Annotated in this window: 13 protein-coding genes; 7 read left to right on the forward strand and 6 right to left on the reverse strand. The window is 60.5% G+C overall.

The features are described from left to right. Window positions 1-71: 71 nt before the first annotated feature. Window positions 72-1,037, forward strand: a complete 966-nt coding sequence (locus ACEN8E_RS21190) for a bile acid:sodium symporter family protein (RefSeq protein WP_495589726.1) — start codon at window positions 72-74, stop codon at window positions 1,035-1,037. A gap of 118 nt (window positions 1,038-1,155) precedes the next feature. Further along, window positions 1,156-1,470 (forward strand): quaternary ammonium compound efflux SMR transporter SugE, encoded by a 315-nt coding sequence (gene sugE / locus ACEN8E_RS21195; protein WP_085716911.1) that lies wholly within the window; start codon window positions 1,156-1,158, stop codon window positions 1,468-1,470. 125 nt (window positions 1,471-1,595) lie between these two features. Here the strand turns inward: sugE and ACEN8E_RS21200 are convergent, their stop codons facing one another. The 3 genes from ACEN8E_RS21200 to ACEN8E_RS21210 form a co-directional block, all read right to left on the reverse strand. Next, window positions 1,596-3,470: an MFS transporter gene (locus ACEN8E_RS21200; RefSeq protein WP_495589727.1), complete on the reverse strand. Its 1,875-nt coding sequence runs from the start codon at window positions 3,468-3,470 to the stop codon at window positions 1,596-1,598. A gap of 96 nt (window positions 3,471-3,566) precedes the next feature. Continuing rightward, a complete protein-coding gene (locus ACEN8E_RS21205; RefSeq protein ID WP_495589728.1) occupies window positions 3,567-4,718 on the reverse strand; it encodes a TDT family transporter in 1,152 nt (383 codons plus the stop codon). Between the two features lie 128 nt (window positions 4,719-4,846). Then, complete coding sequence (locus tag ACEN8E_RS21210) at window positions 4,847-6,037, reverse strand: MFS transporter (RefSeq protein ID WP_495589729.1); 1,191 nt, start codon at window positions 6,035-6,037, stop codon at window positions 4,847-4,849. Window positions 6,038-6,185: 148 nt separating this feature from the next. Here ACEN8E_RS21210 and ACEN8E_RS21215 point away from each other — a divergent pair, with 148 nt between their 5' ends. Beyond that, complete coding sequence (locus ACEN8E_RS21215) at window positions 6,186-6,722, forward strand: TetR/AcrR family transcriptional regulator (protein WP_495589730.1); 537 nt, start codon at window positions 6,186-6,188, stop codon at window positions 6,720-6,722. A 220-nt stretch (window positions 6,723-6,942) separates the two neighbouring features. After that, entirely contained in the window at window positions 6,943-10,413 is a 3,471-nt protein-coding gene (locus ACEN8E_RS21220; RefSeq protein WP_495589731.1) for a hybrid sensor histidine kinase/response regulator, read from the forward strand. 94 nt (window positions 10,414-10,507) lie between these two features. Here ACEN8E_RS21220 and ACEN8E_RS21225 read toward each other — a convergent pair whose 3' ends face one another. Together ACEN8E_RS21225 and ACEN8E_RS21230 are read right to left on the reverse strand one after the other, a co-directional pair. Further along, entirely contained in the window at window positions 10,508-11,872 is a 1,365-nt protein-coding gene (locus tag ACEN8E_RS21225) for a DNA recombination protein RmuC (RefSeq protein ID WP_495593366.1), read from the reverse strand. Between the two features lie 175 nt (window positions 11,873-12,047). Then, a complete protein-coding gene (locus tag ACEN8E_RS21230; RefSeq protein WP_057399384.1) occupies window positions 12,048-12,371 on the reverse strand; it encodes an SEL1-like repeat protein in 324 nt (107 codons plus the stop codon). 1,007 nt (window positions 12,372-13,378) lie between these two features. Here ACEN8E_RS21230 and ACEN8E_RS21235 point away from each other — a divergent pair. From ACEN8E_RS21235 to ACEN8E_RS21245, 3 genes are all read left to right on the forward strand, one after another. After that, window positions 13,379-13,603 carry a hypothetical protein gene (locus tag ACEN8E_RS21235; RefSeq protein WP_008051046.1) on the forward strand — a complete coding sequence of 75 codons (225 nt, stop codon included), beginning with the start codon at window positions 13,379-13,381 and terminating at the stop codon, window positions 13,601-13,603. A gap of 275 nt (window positions 13,604-13,878) precedes the next feature. Then, a complete protein-coding gene (locus ACEN8E_RS21240) occupies window positions 13,879-14,361 on the forward strand; it encodes a hypothetical protein (RefSeq protein WP_057399385.1) in 483 nt (160 codons plus the stop codon). 146 nt (window positions 14,362-14,507) lie between these two features. Then, window positions 14,508-15,785 (forward strand): OmpP1/FadL family transporter, encoded by a 1,278-nt coding sequence (locus ACEN8E_RS21245; protein WP_495589732.1) that lies wholly within the window; start codon window positions 14,508-14,510, stop codon window positions 15,783-15,785. An 88-nt stretch (window positions 15,786-15,873) separates the two neighbouring features. Here ACEN8E_RS21245 and ACEN8E_RS21250 read toward each other — a convergent pair whose 3' ends face one another. Then, a complete protein-coding gene (locus ACEN8E_RS21250) occupies window positions 15,874-16,440 on the reverse strand; it encodes a glutathione peroxidase (protein WP_495589733.1) in 567 nt (188 codons plus the stop codon). Between the last annotated feature and the right edge of the window lie 34 nt (window positions 16,441-16,474).

The raw sequence follows: 16,474 nt of genomic DNA on the forward strand, positions 1-16,474 counted from the left end.
CACCGCCTTCGCGAGCAGGCTCGCTCCCACATTGGTGTTTTGTGGTGCTACTTAATAACAAGGATCAAGCCATGCGCGCACTGGCTGCATTGAGTCGTTTTGTCGGCAACACCTTCGCTTACTGGGTTCTGATTTTCGCGGCCGTGGCGTTTCTGCAGCCGGCATGGTTCCTCGGCCTCAAAGGCGCCATCGTGCCCTTGCTGGGGCTGGTGATGTTCGGCATGGGCCTGACCCTCAAACTCGAAGACTTCGCCGAAGTCGCTCGCCATCCATGGCGCGTGGCCCTGGGCGTGGTTGCACATTTCGTGATCATGCCCGGTGTGGCGTGGTTGCTCTGCCAGGCGTTCCACTTGCCAGCGGAAATCGCCGTCGGCGTGATTCTGGTGGGCTGCTGCCCAAGCGGCACCTCGTCTAACGTGATGACTTGGCTGGCCCGTGGCGACCTCGCGTTGTCGGTGGCCATCGCGGCCGTCACCACCCTCCTCGCCCCGCTGCTGACGCCAGCGCTGATCTGGCTGCTGGCCTCGGCGTGGTTGCCGGTGTCGTTCATGGAGTTGTTCTGGTCGATCCTGCAAGTGGTGCTGTTGCCGATCGTGCTGGGCGTGGTTGCCCAACGGCTGCTCGGCGACAAGGTCAGGCACGCCGTGGACGTGCTGCCGCTGGTGTCAGTGGTGAGCATCGTGATCATCGTCACTGCGGTAGTCGCCGCCAGTCAGGCGAAGATTGCCGAGTCCGGCCTGCTGATCATGGCCGTGGTCATGCTGCACAACAGCTTTGGCTACTTGCTGGGTTACTTCACCGGGCGCCTGTTCAAGCTGCCTCTGGCACAGCGCAAGTCCCTGGCCCTGGAAGTCGGCATGCAGAACTCCGGACTGGGTGCCGCACTGGCCAGTGCGCACTTTTCGCCACTGGCGGCGGTGCCCAGCGCATTGTTCAGCGTCTGGCACAATATTTCCGGGGCACTGTTGTCGACGTACTTCCGTCGGATGAGTGAAAAGGAAGACCGGGAAATCGCCGCCCAACAAGCCACTGACTGACCCGCGATCTTGATCCCCGGGTTAATACTGGGCACCATATTGCGCATCGCGGGGACGACCCCGCAGCTCGATCGAGTCATTAACCTGGGGACGACCCCGTCAGACGATGGAGGTCTTCATGTCCTGGATCATTCTGTTTTTCGCCGGCCTGTTCGAAGTCGGCTGGGCCGTCGGCCTCAAGTACACCGACGGTTTCACCCGCCCGCTCCCCACTGTTTTGACCGTTACGGCCATGGCTGTCAGCCTTGGCCTGCTCGGCCTTGCCATGAAGGAATTGCCGCTGGGTACGGCCTATGCGATCTGGACCGGTGTCGGTGCCGTTGGCACGGTGATCGCCGGGATCATTCTGTTTGGCGAGTCCATGGCGCTGGTGAGGCTGGCCAGTGTGGCGTTGATCATTACCGGATTGGTCGGGCTCAAGGTCAGCGCCTAGGCCACTGACGCCATCGCGGGCAAGCCCGCTCCCACAGGGATTTTCCGTTTCACACAAATATTGTGTTCACTGAAGATCCAATGTGGGAGCGAGCCTGCTCGCGAAGGGGCCCGCGAAATCACCGATTATCTTACGGCCCCGCGCAACTCCCCCACCAACGCCTGCAATTTCGCAGGCTCCGCCGCCTCGACCGCCACCGCCGGCCCAGCCACCAGGGTCACCCGCGACCACAGGCGATGAAACAGCCCCTTGCCCGGATCGCGGCTGAAGAAACTCCCCCACAGCCCTTGCAAGGCCAGCGGAATCACCGGCACCGGCGTCTCTTCGAGAATGCGCGTCAGGCCGCCCTTGAACTCATTCATCTCGCCATCGGCGGTCAATTTACCCTCGGGGAAGATGCACACCAGCTCACCGTCCTTCAGATACCGGGCAATGCGCGTGAAGGCCTTTTCGTAGATCTGGATGTCTTCGTGACGCCCCGCGATAGGAATCGTCCCCGCGGTGCGGAAGATGAAGTTAAGCACCGGCAGGTTGTAGATCTTGTAGTACATCACAAAGCGAATCGGCCGACGCACTGCGCCGCCAATCAGCAAGGCATCGACGAAGGACACGTGATTGCACACCAGCAACGCCGCGCCCTCATCGGGGATCAGGTCCAGGTTGCGGTGCTCGACGCGGTACATGGAATGGCTGAGCAGCCAGATCATGAAACGCATGGTGAACTCGGGGACGATCCTGAAGATGTAGGCGTTGACGCCGATGTTCAGCAACGAGACCACCAGGAACAGTTGCGGGATCGACAGCTTGGCCACACTTAGCAGGACGATCGAGACAATCGCCGACACCACCATGAACAATGCGTTGAGGATGTTGTTGGCGGCAATCACCCGCGCCCGCTCGTTCTCGGCGGTACGCGACTGGATCAGTGCATACAGCGGCACGATATAGAATCCGCCGAAGACGCCCAGGCCGAGGATGTCGAGCAACACCAGCCAGGTGTGGCCGAAACCGAGGATTTCGATCCAGCCATGGCCGGCGGCACTGTCCGGGATCCCGCCGGAATGCCACCACAGCAGCAGACCGAAGACGGTCAAGCCGAACGATCCGAATGGCACCAGGCCAATCTCGACTTTGCGTCCGGAGAGTTTCTCGCAAAGCATCGAACCCAAGGCGATGCCGACCGAGAACACCGTCAGAATCAGCGTCACCACGGTTTCGTCGCCGTGCATCCATTCCTTGGCATACGCCGGGATCTGCGTCAGATAGATCGCCCCGACAAACCAGAACCACGAGTTGCCGACAATCGAGCGCGACACCGCCGGAGTTTGCCCCAGGCCGAGTTTCAACGTGGCCCAGGACTGGCTGAAGATGTTCCAGTTCAGGCGCATTTGCGGTGTGGCGGCCGCCGCGCGGGGGATGCTGCGGCTGGCCAGGTAGCCGAGCACCGCAATGCCGATGATCGCTGTGGACACCACTGGCGCGTAATGCGCCGAAGACATCATGACCCCGGCGCCAATGGTGCCGGCGAGGATCGCCAGGAAGGTACCCATTTCCACCAGGCCGTTGCCGCCTACCAGTTCATCCTCACGCAGGGCCTGCGGCAGGATCGAGTACTTCACCGGCCCGAACAGCGCCGAATGGGTGCCCATGGCGAACAGCGCCACCAGCATCAACGACAGGTGATCGAACAGGAAACCGACGGCGCCGACCGCCATGATGGCGATTTCCCCAAGCTTGATCAGGCGGATCAACGCGTCCTTGGCGAACTTTTCCCCGAATTGCCCGGCCAGGGCCGAAAACAGGAAAAACGGCAGGATAAACAGCAGCGCACACAGGTTGACCCAGATGGAGCGGTCACCTTCGATGGTCAGCTTGTAGAGGATGGCGAGGATCAACGACTGCTTGAACACGTTGTCGTTGAACGCCCCGAGGGACTGGGTGATGAAGAACGGCAGGAAGCGCCGGGTACGCAGCAAGGTGAACTGTGAGGGGTGACTCATCTTCCATGTGTCCCTGATGTTAGGTAGCGAGTGGCCTGGATTCTTATTGGATTATCAAATGCCGATCCAGGCCACACATTACCTAATCTTTGCCGGTTATTTCTTCAATCCGGCAATGCACGGCGAGACAAACAGTTCGCCACGCCAGGCGCCCAACACCGTGCGCTTGCCGACGATCAGCCACATCACGGCCAGCAACGCCACCAGCACACAGCCAGACACACTGAAAAACGTCAGGCTCAAGGTACTGGCCAGCTTCAATGTCGCCAGAGAATAGACGCCCAACGGAAAGGTGAAGCCCCACCAGCCGAGGTTGAATGGAATGCCGGCACGCAGGTAGCGCACCGTGATCAGCAGCGCCATCAGCATCCACCACAGGCCGAAGCCCCACAGGGTAATGCCGGCCACCAGCCCCAACCCTGCAGCAATCTCCCCGATGCCCGGCAACCCGTTGGCCGCAAAAATCAGCGGTGCATCGCCGCCCAGTACCAGCATGCCCAAGGCACCGGTGCCGATCGGGCCAAGGGCCAGCCAGCTCGAGGCGGCCATGTTTTCGTGGGGCAGTTTATGCAGGGCCATGCGCAACAACAGGATGGTCAGGATGCTGAAGGCCACCGGCAGGGAAAAGGCCCAGAGCACGTAGCTGGTCACCAGCACCACCAGTTGCGAATGAGCGTCGGCCAAATGCGGTGCCAACAGACCACCGCTGGCGGCCGCCACTTCTGCCGCGACCACCGGCAACAACCAGACCGCTGTCATCTGGTCAATGCTGTGCTCCTGGCGGGTGAACATCATGTAGGGAATCAGCACGCCACAGGCCAGCGACATCGCCACATCCAGCCACCACAGCACCTCGGCGACGTGAATCACGCCTTCACCCCAGCGCGGCAGGCCGAACACCAGGAAGCCATTGATGATGGTTGCCAGGCCCATCGGGATGGTGCCGAAAAACATCGAAACCGTGGAGTGGCCGAAGATCCGGCGTGCTTCATCGAAAAACATCAGCCAACGCGCCGTGTACATCACCGTGAACAGCAGAAACAGCCCGATATTGAACAACCACAGGGCTTCGGCGAAGGCGTGCAAGGCGGGTATGGCGACCGGCAATTGCGCCAGCGCCAACGCCAGCACGCCGGTGCCCATGGTGGCCGCGAACCAGTTGGGGGTGAACTGACGGATCACCTCGCGGGGATGCTGCAAGTGACTGAAAGGTTTGATTCCGGGCTTGATGCTATTGGCGCATGTCATGGCGAACTCCTGTCCTCTCGTGAGGTGGAGCCCATGTTAGATCCGAATCGAATATCTATATAACGGGTAATTTCTCTATATCTTATCTACTTCATAGATATTCAATCAGACATGCCAGTGACGCAATGTCATGGATTGGCCTCACACACCCTGCTGGAACGCGGGCGCATCAAACCTGCCAAAGCGCCAAGGGCCAGAATAATCAACACCGCACCATACCCATCAGTGGTCGCCACCAGGCCGAGGGTCCGGCTCAGGTTCCCGGCCAGCAGCGATGGCAGGCAAAAGGCGAGATAGCTGAGCGCGTAATACGCCGACACCAACCCGGCACGCTCATGGGGCAAGGCCAGTGGCACCAGGCTACGCAAGGTGCCGAGAAAACCGGAGCCGAAACCACATCCTGCGACCAGTGTGCCAAGGAAGAACAGCGGCAGGCTGGCACTGTGCACCCCCAGCAAAATCAGCACGACACCCGCTGGCATCATGCTGGCGCCCAATAACAGGGCCTTGCCGGCGGGTCGGTTGCTCATGCTGTAAATCATCAGCGCGCCGGTTAACGTCAAGGCGGCCACGGTCGCTCCGCCAATCATGTTCGAGGTCGAGCCCGTGGCTGTGCGCACCAACGAAGGCGCCAGGGATGCGTAGAAACCGCCGAGGGCCCACAGGGCAGTATTGAGCGGCAGCACCCGCCACAAAGTCGAGCGTGCTTGCAGTGGTACATGCAGCGTCGGTCGCAATGACGCCCAGACCCCGACCTGCCGCGAGACGCTTTCCGGCAAGCGCCAGACATACAACGCCTGCATCACGAACAAAGCCAGCAGCAGCCAGAAAGTCAGGTGCAACGGAGCCGGGGCGTACTCGGCCAACGCACCGCAGCCCAGCCCGCCAATGGCCATGCCGGTCAACGGTGCAACGCTATTGACCAGCGGCCCCCGCTCGCGGTCGGTATCCAGTAGCGTTGCACCCAGCACGGCGGTCGCCATCCCGGTGGCAAAACCCTGCAGCACCCGGGCACTGATCAGCCAGGCGACGCTGTCGGCGTGAATGAACAGCAGCATCGCCAGAATATTCAGAATCACCGCAGTGAAAATCACCGGCTTGCGCCCCAGGTAATCCGACAGCGAACCGACCGTCAGCAACGCCGCCAGCAAGCTGAAGGCGTACACGCCAAAGATCAGGGTCAGCGTCGCGGCAGAAAACCGCATCTGCTCCTGATACAGGTGATACAGCGGCGTCGGCGCTGTGGAGGCCGCCAGGAAACTGAGCAAGGTCACGGCCAGAAACCACAGGCTGGCACGATTTGAACGAGAACCGGGCATGGACACACTCCGCAAAAGCTAATTTTTTGCTTTTGCGGAGTGTGCTACCGGATCCCTCTTAAAGCAAATTCTTTGTGTTAAGGTCCCAGGCATGGCTTTCAGGACCGGGTGCCTGCAATGGCACCCGACGCAATACAGGAAACACAGGATGACATCTCCCACATTACGCCCCGGCGGCCGCAGCGCGCGGGTACAAGAGTCGATCCATGCGGCCGTGCGCCAACTCCTGCAGGAGCAGGACCGCGCCAGCGTGACCGTCCCGCAAATCGCTGCGCGCGCCGGCGTCACGCCGTCAACCATCTATCGGCGCTGGGGCGATGTATCGGCGCTGCTGGCCGACGTCGCCCTCGCCCGCATGCAGCCCGACAACGAGCCGGCCAACACCGGCAGCCTTCACGGTGATGTGCGGGCCTGGGCCGAACAGTACCTCGACGAGATGAGCTCCGAACCCGGCCGCAACATGCTCTGCGACGTACAGGCGGCGCTGAAGCCGAGTTATTGCGCAACGATCATTGGCGGGCAACTGCAGACGATTCTGGATCGCTATCCGGATGTGCCCAGGCCCAGTGTCGATCGGCTGATCAATCTGATCGCCGCGCCGACGGTGTTTCGCATCCTGTTTTCCGAGGCGCCGCTGGAGATCGAAGAGTTGCATCGATTGATCGAGATCGCATTCAGTCAGTGAGGCCCCCTTCGCGAGCAGGCTCGCTCCCACAATGAATCTGTGTCGCACACAAGACCCCTGTGGGAGCGAGCCTGCTCGCGAAGGCGCCCGTCCAGACACTGCAAATCCCCCTGCGACACCCCGCCACGCCACGACCTTGGTCGACACTGACTAACGCTGGCGGTCGTGCGAGACTGTCTGTCCGGGCGGGAGGTCCGGGTGTCTTTTGTCTGGAGTCCCCATGTCGCTGTCCACCGGGCTGATCGCCGCCGTCGCCCTGGCCTATATGGCCATCATGTTCGCCATCGCCTTCTATGGCGACCGTCGCAGCGCGCCCTTGCCGCCGCGTGTGCGAGCCTGGGTGTACAGCCTGTCGCTGGCGGTCTATTGCACCAGCTGGACGTTCTTCGGCGCCGTGGGCCAGGCCGCCGAACAGCTCTGGTCGTTCCTGCCGATTTACCTCGGGCCGATCCTGTTGCTGATCGGTGCGCCGTGGGTCCTGCAAAAAATGGTGATGATCAGCAAACAGGAGAACATCACCTCGATCGCCGACTTCATCGCTGCGCGCTATGGCAAGTCCCAGCCATTGGCGGTGGTGGTGGCGCTGATTTGCCTGGTCGGCGTGCTGCCCTACATCGCGCTGCAGCTCAAGGGCATTGTGCTCGGCGTGAACCTGCTGATCGGCGCCGGTGCCGACGCCATGGGCACCCGAGCCCAGGACACCGCACTGATCGTGTCGCTGGTGCTGGCCTTGTTCACCATCGTCTTCGGTACCCGCAACCTCGATGCCACTGAGCACCACCGCGGCATGGTGCTGGCGATTGCCTTCGAGTCGTTGGTCAAGCTGTTCGCATTTCTCGCCGTTGGCGCGTTCGTGACCTACGGTCTGTACGACGGTTTCGACGACCTGTTCGACCAGGCCATGCTGGCGCCACGGCTCGAACAGTACTGGAAGGAAACCATCAACTGGCCGTCGATGGTGGTGCAGACCGGCGTGGCGATGATGGCGATCATTTGCTTGCCGCGGCAGTTTCACGTGACCGTTGTGGAGAACATCGACCCCCAGGATCTGCGTCTCGCCAAGTGGGTGTTCCCGGCCTACCTCGCCCTCGCTGCCTTGTTTGTCGTGCCGATCGCCCTGGCCGGGCAGATGATGCTGCCCAGTTCCGTGTTGCCGGATTCGTTCGTGATCAGCCTGCCCCTGGCCCAGGCGCATCCGGCGCTGGCCCTGCTGGCGTTTATCGGTGGCGCATCGGCGGCCACCGGTATGGTGATCGTGGCCAGCGTGGCGCTGTCGACCATGGTCTCCAACGACATGCTGTTGCCCTGGCTGCTGCGTCGCAACAACGCCGAGCGCCCGTTCGAAGTGTTCCGCCAGTGGATGTTGTCGGTGCGCCGCGTCAGCATCGTGGTCATTCTGCTGCTGGCCTACGTCAGTTACCGTCTGCTGGGCTCGACCGCCAGCCTGGCGACCATTGGCCAGATCGCCTTCGCGGCCGTGACCCAACTGGCCCCCGCCATGCTCGGTGCGCTGTACTGGAAACAAGCCAACCGCCGTGGCGTTTTCGCTGGCCTCGCCGCGGGCACGTTCCTGTGGTTCTACACCTTGATCCTGCCGATCGCCGCCCTCAGCCTCGGCCTGTCCCTGAGCACATTCCCGGGGCTGGCCTGGTTGCACAGCAACCCGCTGAACCTGCCGATCACCCCGCTGACCCAAGGCGTGGTGCTGTCACTGGCAGGCAACTTCACGCTGTTCGCCTGGGTCTCGGTGCTGTCGCGCACCCGGGTTTCCGAGCACTGGCAAGCGGGCCGTTTCATCGGCCAGGAAATCAGTGCCCGCCCCAGCACACGCTCGCTGCTGGCGGTGCAGATCGACGACCTGCTGCAACTGGCGGCGCGCTTCGTCGGCGAAGAGCGCGCCCGTCAAAGCTTCATCCGCTTTGCCTATCGCCAGGGCAAAGGCTTCAACCCGAACCAGAACGCCGACAGTGAATGGATCGCCCATACCGAACGCCTGTTGGCCGGTGTGCTCGGCGCCTCTTCGACCCGCGCGGTGGTAAAAGCGGCCATTGAAGGCCGGGAGATGCAACTGGAGGACGTCGTGCGCATCGCCGACGAAGCCTCGGAGGTGCTGCAATTCAACCGCGCCTTGCTGCAAGGCGCCATCGAGAACATCACCCAGGGCATCAGCGTGGTCGACCAGTCGCTGAAACTGGTGGCCTGGAACCGTCGATACCTGGAGCTGTTCAACTACCCGGACGGCTTGATCAGTGTTGGCCGGCCCATCGCCGACATCATTCGCCATAATGCCGAACGTGGTCTGTGCGGCCCCGGCGAAGCCGAAGTTCACGTCGCGCGTCGCCTGCACTGGATGCGTCAGGGCCGCGCGCATACGTCCGAACGATTGTTCCCCAATGGCCGGGTGATCGAGCTGATCGGCAACCCGATGCCGGGCGGTGGCTTCGTCATGAGTTTCACCGACATCACTGCGTTCCGCGAAGCCGAGCAGGCGCTGACCGAGGCCAACGAAGGCCTGGAGCAACGGGTGACCGAACGGACCCACGAACTCTCGCAACTCAACGTTGCCCTGACCGAAGCCAAGGGTAACGCCGAGGCGGCCAACCAGTCGAAGACCCGTTTCCTCGCGGCCGTCAGCCATGACTTGATGCAACCGCTGAACGCTGCGCGGCTGTTCTCCGCCGCCCTCTCCCATCAGGACGATGGCTTGTCCGGCGAAGCGCAGAAACTGGTCGAGCACCTGGACAGCTCGCTGCGCTCGGCCGAGGACTTGATCAGCGACCTGCTGGACATTTCCCGCCTGGAGAACGGCAAGATCAACCCGAATCGCCAGCCATTCGCACTCAACGAACTGTTCGACACCCTCGGTACCGAGTTCAAGGTGCTGGCGCGAGAACAAAAACTGGAGTTCCGCGTTCGCGGCAGTGCGCTTCGGGTCGACAGCGACATCAAACTGTTGCGGCGGATCCTGCAGAACTTCCTGACCAACGCTTTTCGCTACGGCAAAGGGCCGGTGTTGCTGGGGGTTCGTCGGCGCAAAGAACAGCTGAGCCTGGAAGTCTGGGACCGTGGGCCAGGCATTCCGGAAGATAAACAGCAGGTGATTTTCGAAGAGTTCAAGCGCCTCGACAGCCACCAGACGCGGGCCGAAAAAGGCCTCGGCCTGGGGCTGGCGATTGCCGACGGGCTATGTCGCGTGCTCGGTCATACCTTGCGCGTTCGCTCCTGGCCGGGACGCGGTAGCGTGTTCAGCGTCAGCGTGCCGCTGGCCCGGACGCAAACCGCAGCGCCGGTCAAAGTCGCCGAACTCAATGGCAAATTGCTCAATGGCGCGCAGGTGCTGTGTATCGACAACGAGGACAGCATCCTGATCGGCATGAACAGCCTGCTCAGCCGTTGGGGTTGCCAGGTCTGGACCGCGCGCAATCGCGAAGAATGCGCAACGCTGCTGGCCGAAGGTGTGCGCCCGCAATTGGCGTTGGTGGACTACCACCTCGATCATGGCGAGACCGGAACCGACTTGATGGCCTGGTTGCGCACCCAGATGGGCGAACCGGTTCCCGGGGTAGTGATCAGCGCCGATGGCCGGCCGGAGACGGTTGACCAGGTGCATGCCGCGGGGCTGGACTATCTGGCCAAACCGGTGAAACCGGCAGCGTTGCGCGCGTTGTTGAGCCGATATTTGCCGTTGTAGGGTTTAAGCGATGTGGTGATGGATCTGACGCCTTCGCGAGCAGGCTCGCTCCCACAGGAGCCAGCGGTGTTCCGACGCAGCCTTGGGCTGGAAGTTACTCAGGCAGCTCGACCAACCCGTCGACATCCGTCATCGCCCGCTCCAGCAAGTCCGCCGGCAAGCTCTTGCTCGCTCGTGCTCCCAAGAGCTTGAGTTGTTCACTGCGGCTGACCAGGTTGCCCCGTCCCTCTGTCAGCTTGTTGCGTGCTGAGCTGTAGGCCTTGTCCAGTTGCTGCAAGCGATTGCCGACCTCGTCCAGATCCTGGATGAACAGCACGAACTTGTCGTACAACCACCCGGCCCGCTCGGCGATTTCCCGGGCATTCTGGCTCTGGCGCTCCTGTTTCCACAGGCTGTCGATGACCCGCAGGGTGGCCAGCAACGTGGTCGGGCTGACGATCACGATGTTGCGGTCGAATGCCTCCTGAAACAGCGTCGGCTCAGCCTGCAACGCGGCAGAAAACGCCGCCTCGATCGGCACGAAGAGCAACACGAAATCCAGGCTGTGCAAGCCATCGAGGCGCTTGTAATCCTTACCGGCCAAGCCCTTGACGTGATTTCGCAACGACAGCACATGTTGCTTGATGGCGATCTGGCCGATGGCCTCGTCCTCAGCCGCCACGTATTGCTGATAGGCCGTCAGGCTGACCTTGGAGTCGACCACCACCTGCTTGTCGCCCGGCAGGTAAATGATCACGTCCGGCTGGAAGCGCTCGCCGTCCGGCCCCTTGAGATTGACCTGAGTCTGGTACTCGCGGCCCTTCTCCAGCCCCGCATGCTCGAGCACGCGCTCAAGAATCAGCTCGCCCCAATTGCCCTGGGTCTTCTGCCCTTTCAAGGCGCGGGTCAGGTTGGTGGCCTCATCGCTCAAACGCAAATTCAGCTGTTGCAGACGCTCCAGTTCCTTCGCCAGGGAGAAACGCTCACGAGCCTCGTTCTGATAGCTTTCCTCGACACGTTTCTCGAAGGACTGGATGCGCTCCTTCAGCGGATCGAGCAACTGCCCCAGGCGCTGTTGACTGGTCTCGGCAAAACGCTGCTCGCGCTCATCGAAAATCTTCCCCGCCAGCTCGGCAAACTGCGCACGCAACTCGTCCCGCGAACCTTGCAGGTCGCTGAGGCGTTGCTGATGACTGTCCTGCTGCTCGCGCAATTCGGCGTTGAGCGACGCGGCCTGGGCATCCAGACGGCGCAATTCGGCTTCTTTGCCGGCGCGTTCGATATTCCACGCATGAGCGGCGTCCCGGGCGTCGTCGCGCTCGATCTGCAGCAGTTCGACTTCACGACGCAGCGCAGCCAGATCAGCCTGTTTGGCGGCGTTTGCCTGGGTCAGATCGCCGACGTCATCGCGGCTGGATTCGATTTGTGCATTCAATCCGTCCTGCGCCAATTGCGCCATGGCCAGGCGTTCTTGCAGCAGTGCAACGTCGGCTTGCGTGGTACCGGCCCGACGCTGAAGTTGCCAGGCCAATACCAGCAATGGCAACCCAGCCGCTGCCAGACCCAGCAATACGCTGGTCAAGTCCATTGCCATAGCCACTCCTGCCATTCGGATAAAGCCTGAAGGTTAACCAAGGCGCCTGATCTTGGACAGCTCAGTCTTCGATCAGCCCCAGTTCCTGTTGAGCACGGCGATCACCTGCCCGAGCGGCCTGACGCAGCAGGTCCTGACCGATCCGGCGGTCCCGGGCATTCCCGCATTCCCGGCACATCAACTGGCCAAGGCGACTTTGCGCAGCCACCACGCCTTCACGGGCCGGTTGCTTTAGCAGGCGTCCGGCGATGTGTTTGACGTTACGGTTTTCGCCCAGATGCGGGCTGTCCAGCAGCCACTCTGCCACGCGCATGGAAAAGCGCTTGGTAGGGGCAACAGAGGGTGAAGTGGAGGAAGAGGAAACAGGGGCTGAGCGAAACTTCATAAAGCACTGTGGGGCAGATCGGAAGGCGCGCAACTTTACTCTCTTTTTCTTACAGGTAAAGCTGAAAATATCCCGGCACGCCCGTCCTAGAGCAAGCGCTCGGGACAATCCACAGAAGCTGTGGATAACTCAGTGGACAACCGCTCTTGAACCCGCTCAAAGCCGTGTGGAATGGGGCTCGCAGTCAAACTGACGATTTTTTCACCAGTAAAAAAAAGCGATGTTTTTCATTGACTTAAATTTTGGTTACAGGCAGCCATTGCGCTTGAACATGAGATGACAGCGGGGTGACAGGCTGCGCAACTAATGTGCACAAGTGCCTTTGCGACGGTTATATCGATGCACTTCTTCGGCGCATTTTTTGTCATGCCTGGGGATAAACCCTGGCAAACCCGGCATCTAGACAACCGCGCTGCTGCAAACTTCGATAACCGGTGGTCGGATTTTGTCCTGAAACAGGGCGTATCGATCGTAGGCAGCACAGCTTTATGCCCACCTCTCTACAGGGCAAAACGGCCCGATCAGGCACCTGCCGGGAAATTTTTTCGCTAGCACACTTCCCTTAACCAGTTCAATCCGTTAGTATCCGCGGCGTTAGTACCAAGCTGAAAGTCAATTCTGGTCGAACAAATCCCCCCGGTCAGCCTTCCCGACGGAAGCCTCCACCGAACAAGCGGGATCGACCACCTCGATGGTTTCCAGGTAAATCTTGCGCCAACACCACCTTTGAATCGAAAGCAAAGGGTGCTGTTCCGCCTGTCTACTCTGCTCGAACCAACCTGCAAATTGATCAGGATCTTCACCCCGGGCCCAGAACCTTTGCCCTCGATGTGTTGCCTGCCCTCCTAAGTACCTACCTGCCAGCCCAAGCGCGCCAACTTGTCAGCGCTTCAAACTGGCTGCTTTGTTCCAGTCGGGTTCTTCGTTCGATCAATGGTGATCGACGTTACTGGAACGTTTTAACGCTGCACGGTTCTTATCCGTGTCATTTGTAGGAACACCCAATAATGTCTACTCAAATCCAGACTCAGGATGCCATTCGCACCCTAACCAACGCGTTTGCACCAATGAACTGCCTGATCATGGCGGCTCGCAAAGGCTGCTTCAGCTTCACCCTGGTCAACGAACACGGCATCGCTCGTCACAGCGAACGCCTGTACCCCGATCAATACTCCAGCGCCGAGCCGCTGCAGGCCGTGATCGAGCGTACCCGTCAGGCACTGGTTGCCTGAAACGCCAGAAAGGCTGAAACCCCCGAAAGCCCTGCCGAAATAGCAGGGCTTTTTATTGCCCAATGTTTCCCTCCTCTCGCACCACGCCTAATCACGATCCGATATAACGGTTATAACTGGCCGCTGGAAATATTTTAAAAACAGGCCTTTACAGCGCGAATATGACACTACACTTCAACTCAAGCGGCTTGACCCGCTTGCGGCGAGCCTGAGTCGATTCACAGCTGCCAAGCCCCCTTCAGGTATCGCCGTCCAATTCAGGTTTCGAGGGTTATATGGGTATCGCTGCCAGCGAACTGTGCCGCTATGTGATTCGTCCGACATTGATCTATCTCGGACAACATAGCGCTACTGCCGAATCCCTGCTGCTGGGCATTGCCGCCAGCCAGTCCGCCCTTGGTTCCGCCCTGCATGACCGCCGTGGGCACGGCCTGTACCGCATCGCCGAGCCCCGTCATCAGGCCCTTTGGGACCATTACCTGGCCCTTGATCCGGAACGTGCGAGCCTGGTCCGCGGCCTGGCCAGCCAGCATGCGTTTCTGAGTGGCCCGCACCTCGAGTTGACCGTCAACCTGCGTTACGCCACAGCCATCGCCTGGCTCCTGGTGGAAGAACAGAATACCCCCCTCCCCGCCCCCGATGATTTGTTGGGTATGGCCAGAATCTGGCGCCAGACATTTCATCCCCAGGGGCGCCTGCGTGACTTCACTTGCGCCTGGCAAACCTGTGTTTCACCGCTGAATCAGGTAGCCTGCTGACACCTCTGGATCCAAAAATCGCGCAACACGCCGCGAATCTGGTCGGATTGTCCTACAAAACCGCTCTAAATCAAGGCATACAGCCTATGGCGCCGGGACGAAAATGTTGGTAATTTTCGCCCCGGTGATCACCAGGAGTTCTAATAATGAAAAAAGTAATGCTCAAAACCAGTATCAGTCTCGCCGTTGCCATGGCATCCACCCAGATTTTCGCAAGTGGCTTTGCCGTCAACGAACAAAGCATCAGCGGGATGGGTACAGGTTTTGCCGGGCGATCTTCCGCTGCCGATGACGCAAGCACCCTTTTTGGCAACCCTGCCGGCATGTCGCGCCTCAAGCGCGAACAAGTCACCGGCGGTGTTGCGATGATCGACGCACACACCGATATCAGCCACGCCAGCTCCAGCCCGAACGACGGCACCAACAAAGGCGACATGGTTCCGTTCATCGCCGTACCCATGGGTTACTACGTCAAGCCAATCGACGACAAGTGGGCCGTCGGTGTGGGCGTGTACGCACCATTCGGTCTGGTAACCGACTACGAGAGCGGCTTTGCCGGTCGTTACTTCGGCAGCAAGAGCGAAGTCAAGATCGTCACCCTGCAACCGACTGTCAGCTACGCCTTCAACGACAAGGTTTCCATCGGTATTGGCCCGACCATCAACCGCATTGACGGCACCCTGGAATCGAGCCTGTCGATCACCCAGGCCGCGCCAGACGGCAATGTCAAGATCACAGGTGACGACACCGCGCTGGGCTACAACATCGGCGTGCTGGTTCAAGCCACCGACAGCACTCGTGTCGGCCTGACCTACCACTCGAAAGTGAAGTACAAGCTCGAGGGCAGCACCAAGGTCAACTACGGCGTGCTGGGCCTGATCGGCCAGAACCCGAATCAGAAATACGATGCTTCGCTGGACCTGACCACCCCTGAATCGGTGGACTTCTCGGTCACTCACCAGCTAGACGACAAGTGGACTCTGTATGCAGGCAGCACCTGGACCCGCTGGAGCCGCCTGAAAGACATCACCGTTGAAAACACGGGTGTTCCGGCTGCTCTGAACAGCCAGTTCGGCACCATCACCGAAGAACAGAACTGGCACGACACCTGGGCTCACGCCATCGGCGCGTCCTATCAGTTGAACAAGCAATGGGTACTGCGTGGCGGCCTGTCCGTTGACCAGGCACCGACCAACAACGTCGACCGTTCCCCACGCATCCCGACGGGCGATCGCAAGGCATTCAGCGTGGGCGCCGGCTGGAGCCCGACCGACGACCTGACCATCGACCTGGCGTATTCGTACCTGCGCGAAGAGTCGGTCAAGGTCGACAACAAAAACGACGACGTCCGTAACCAACGCTACAACGCCAAGTATGAAAACTACGCAAACGGTTTCGGTCTCGGTGCGACCTACCGCTTCTGATGATTCCCGGCGAGCCTGAACCGCTCGCCACCCGAATCAAAAAAGCCCCGCTCTCTTCACAGAGGCGGGGCTTTTTAATGGGTGTCGATCAGGGGGTCGAAACGAGCGGCGGCGAAGCCAGGGCTTTTTCCACCGCGGCAATGAACTCGGGATCATCCGGCTTGGTCAGGCTGGAGAAACTGGCGATCACCTTGCCTTGGCGATCCACCACGTACTTGTAGAAATTCCACTTCGGCGCGCTGGCTTGACTGGCGAGGACCTTGAACAAATGCGTCGCATCGTCGCCACGAACCTTTTGCGGCTCGGTCATGGTGAAGGTCACGCCATAGTTGACGTAGCAGACCTTGGCAGTCTCGGCGCCATCCTTTGACTCCTGCTTGAAGTCATTGGACGGCACGCCTATCACCTCCAGCCCTTGATCCTTGAAGCGCTGATTCAGCGCCTCAAGGCCTTTGAACTGCGGAGCAAAGCCACAGAAACTTGCGGTATTGACCACCACCAACGGCTTACCGGCAAAGCGCTGGCACAAGTCGATGGATTCCTTGGCACGCAGCTTGGGCAACGAGCCTTGCAAAAGATCCGGGCAACCTGCCGCGTGAGCCAACCCGGAAAACGCGACCAGTAACGCGGGAACTGCCAGACAGCGCATCAGCATCTCGGGACATCCTTGGGAGTTCGTCGGGGTTCGA

It is taken from the genome of Pseudomonas sp. Pseusp9 (genome assembly GCF_059491265.1).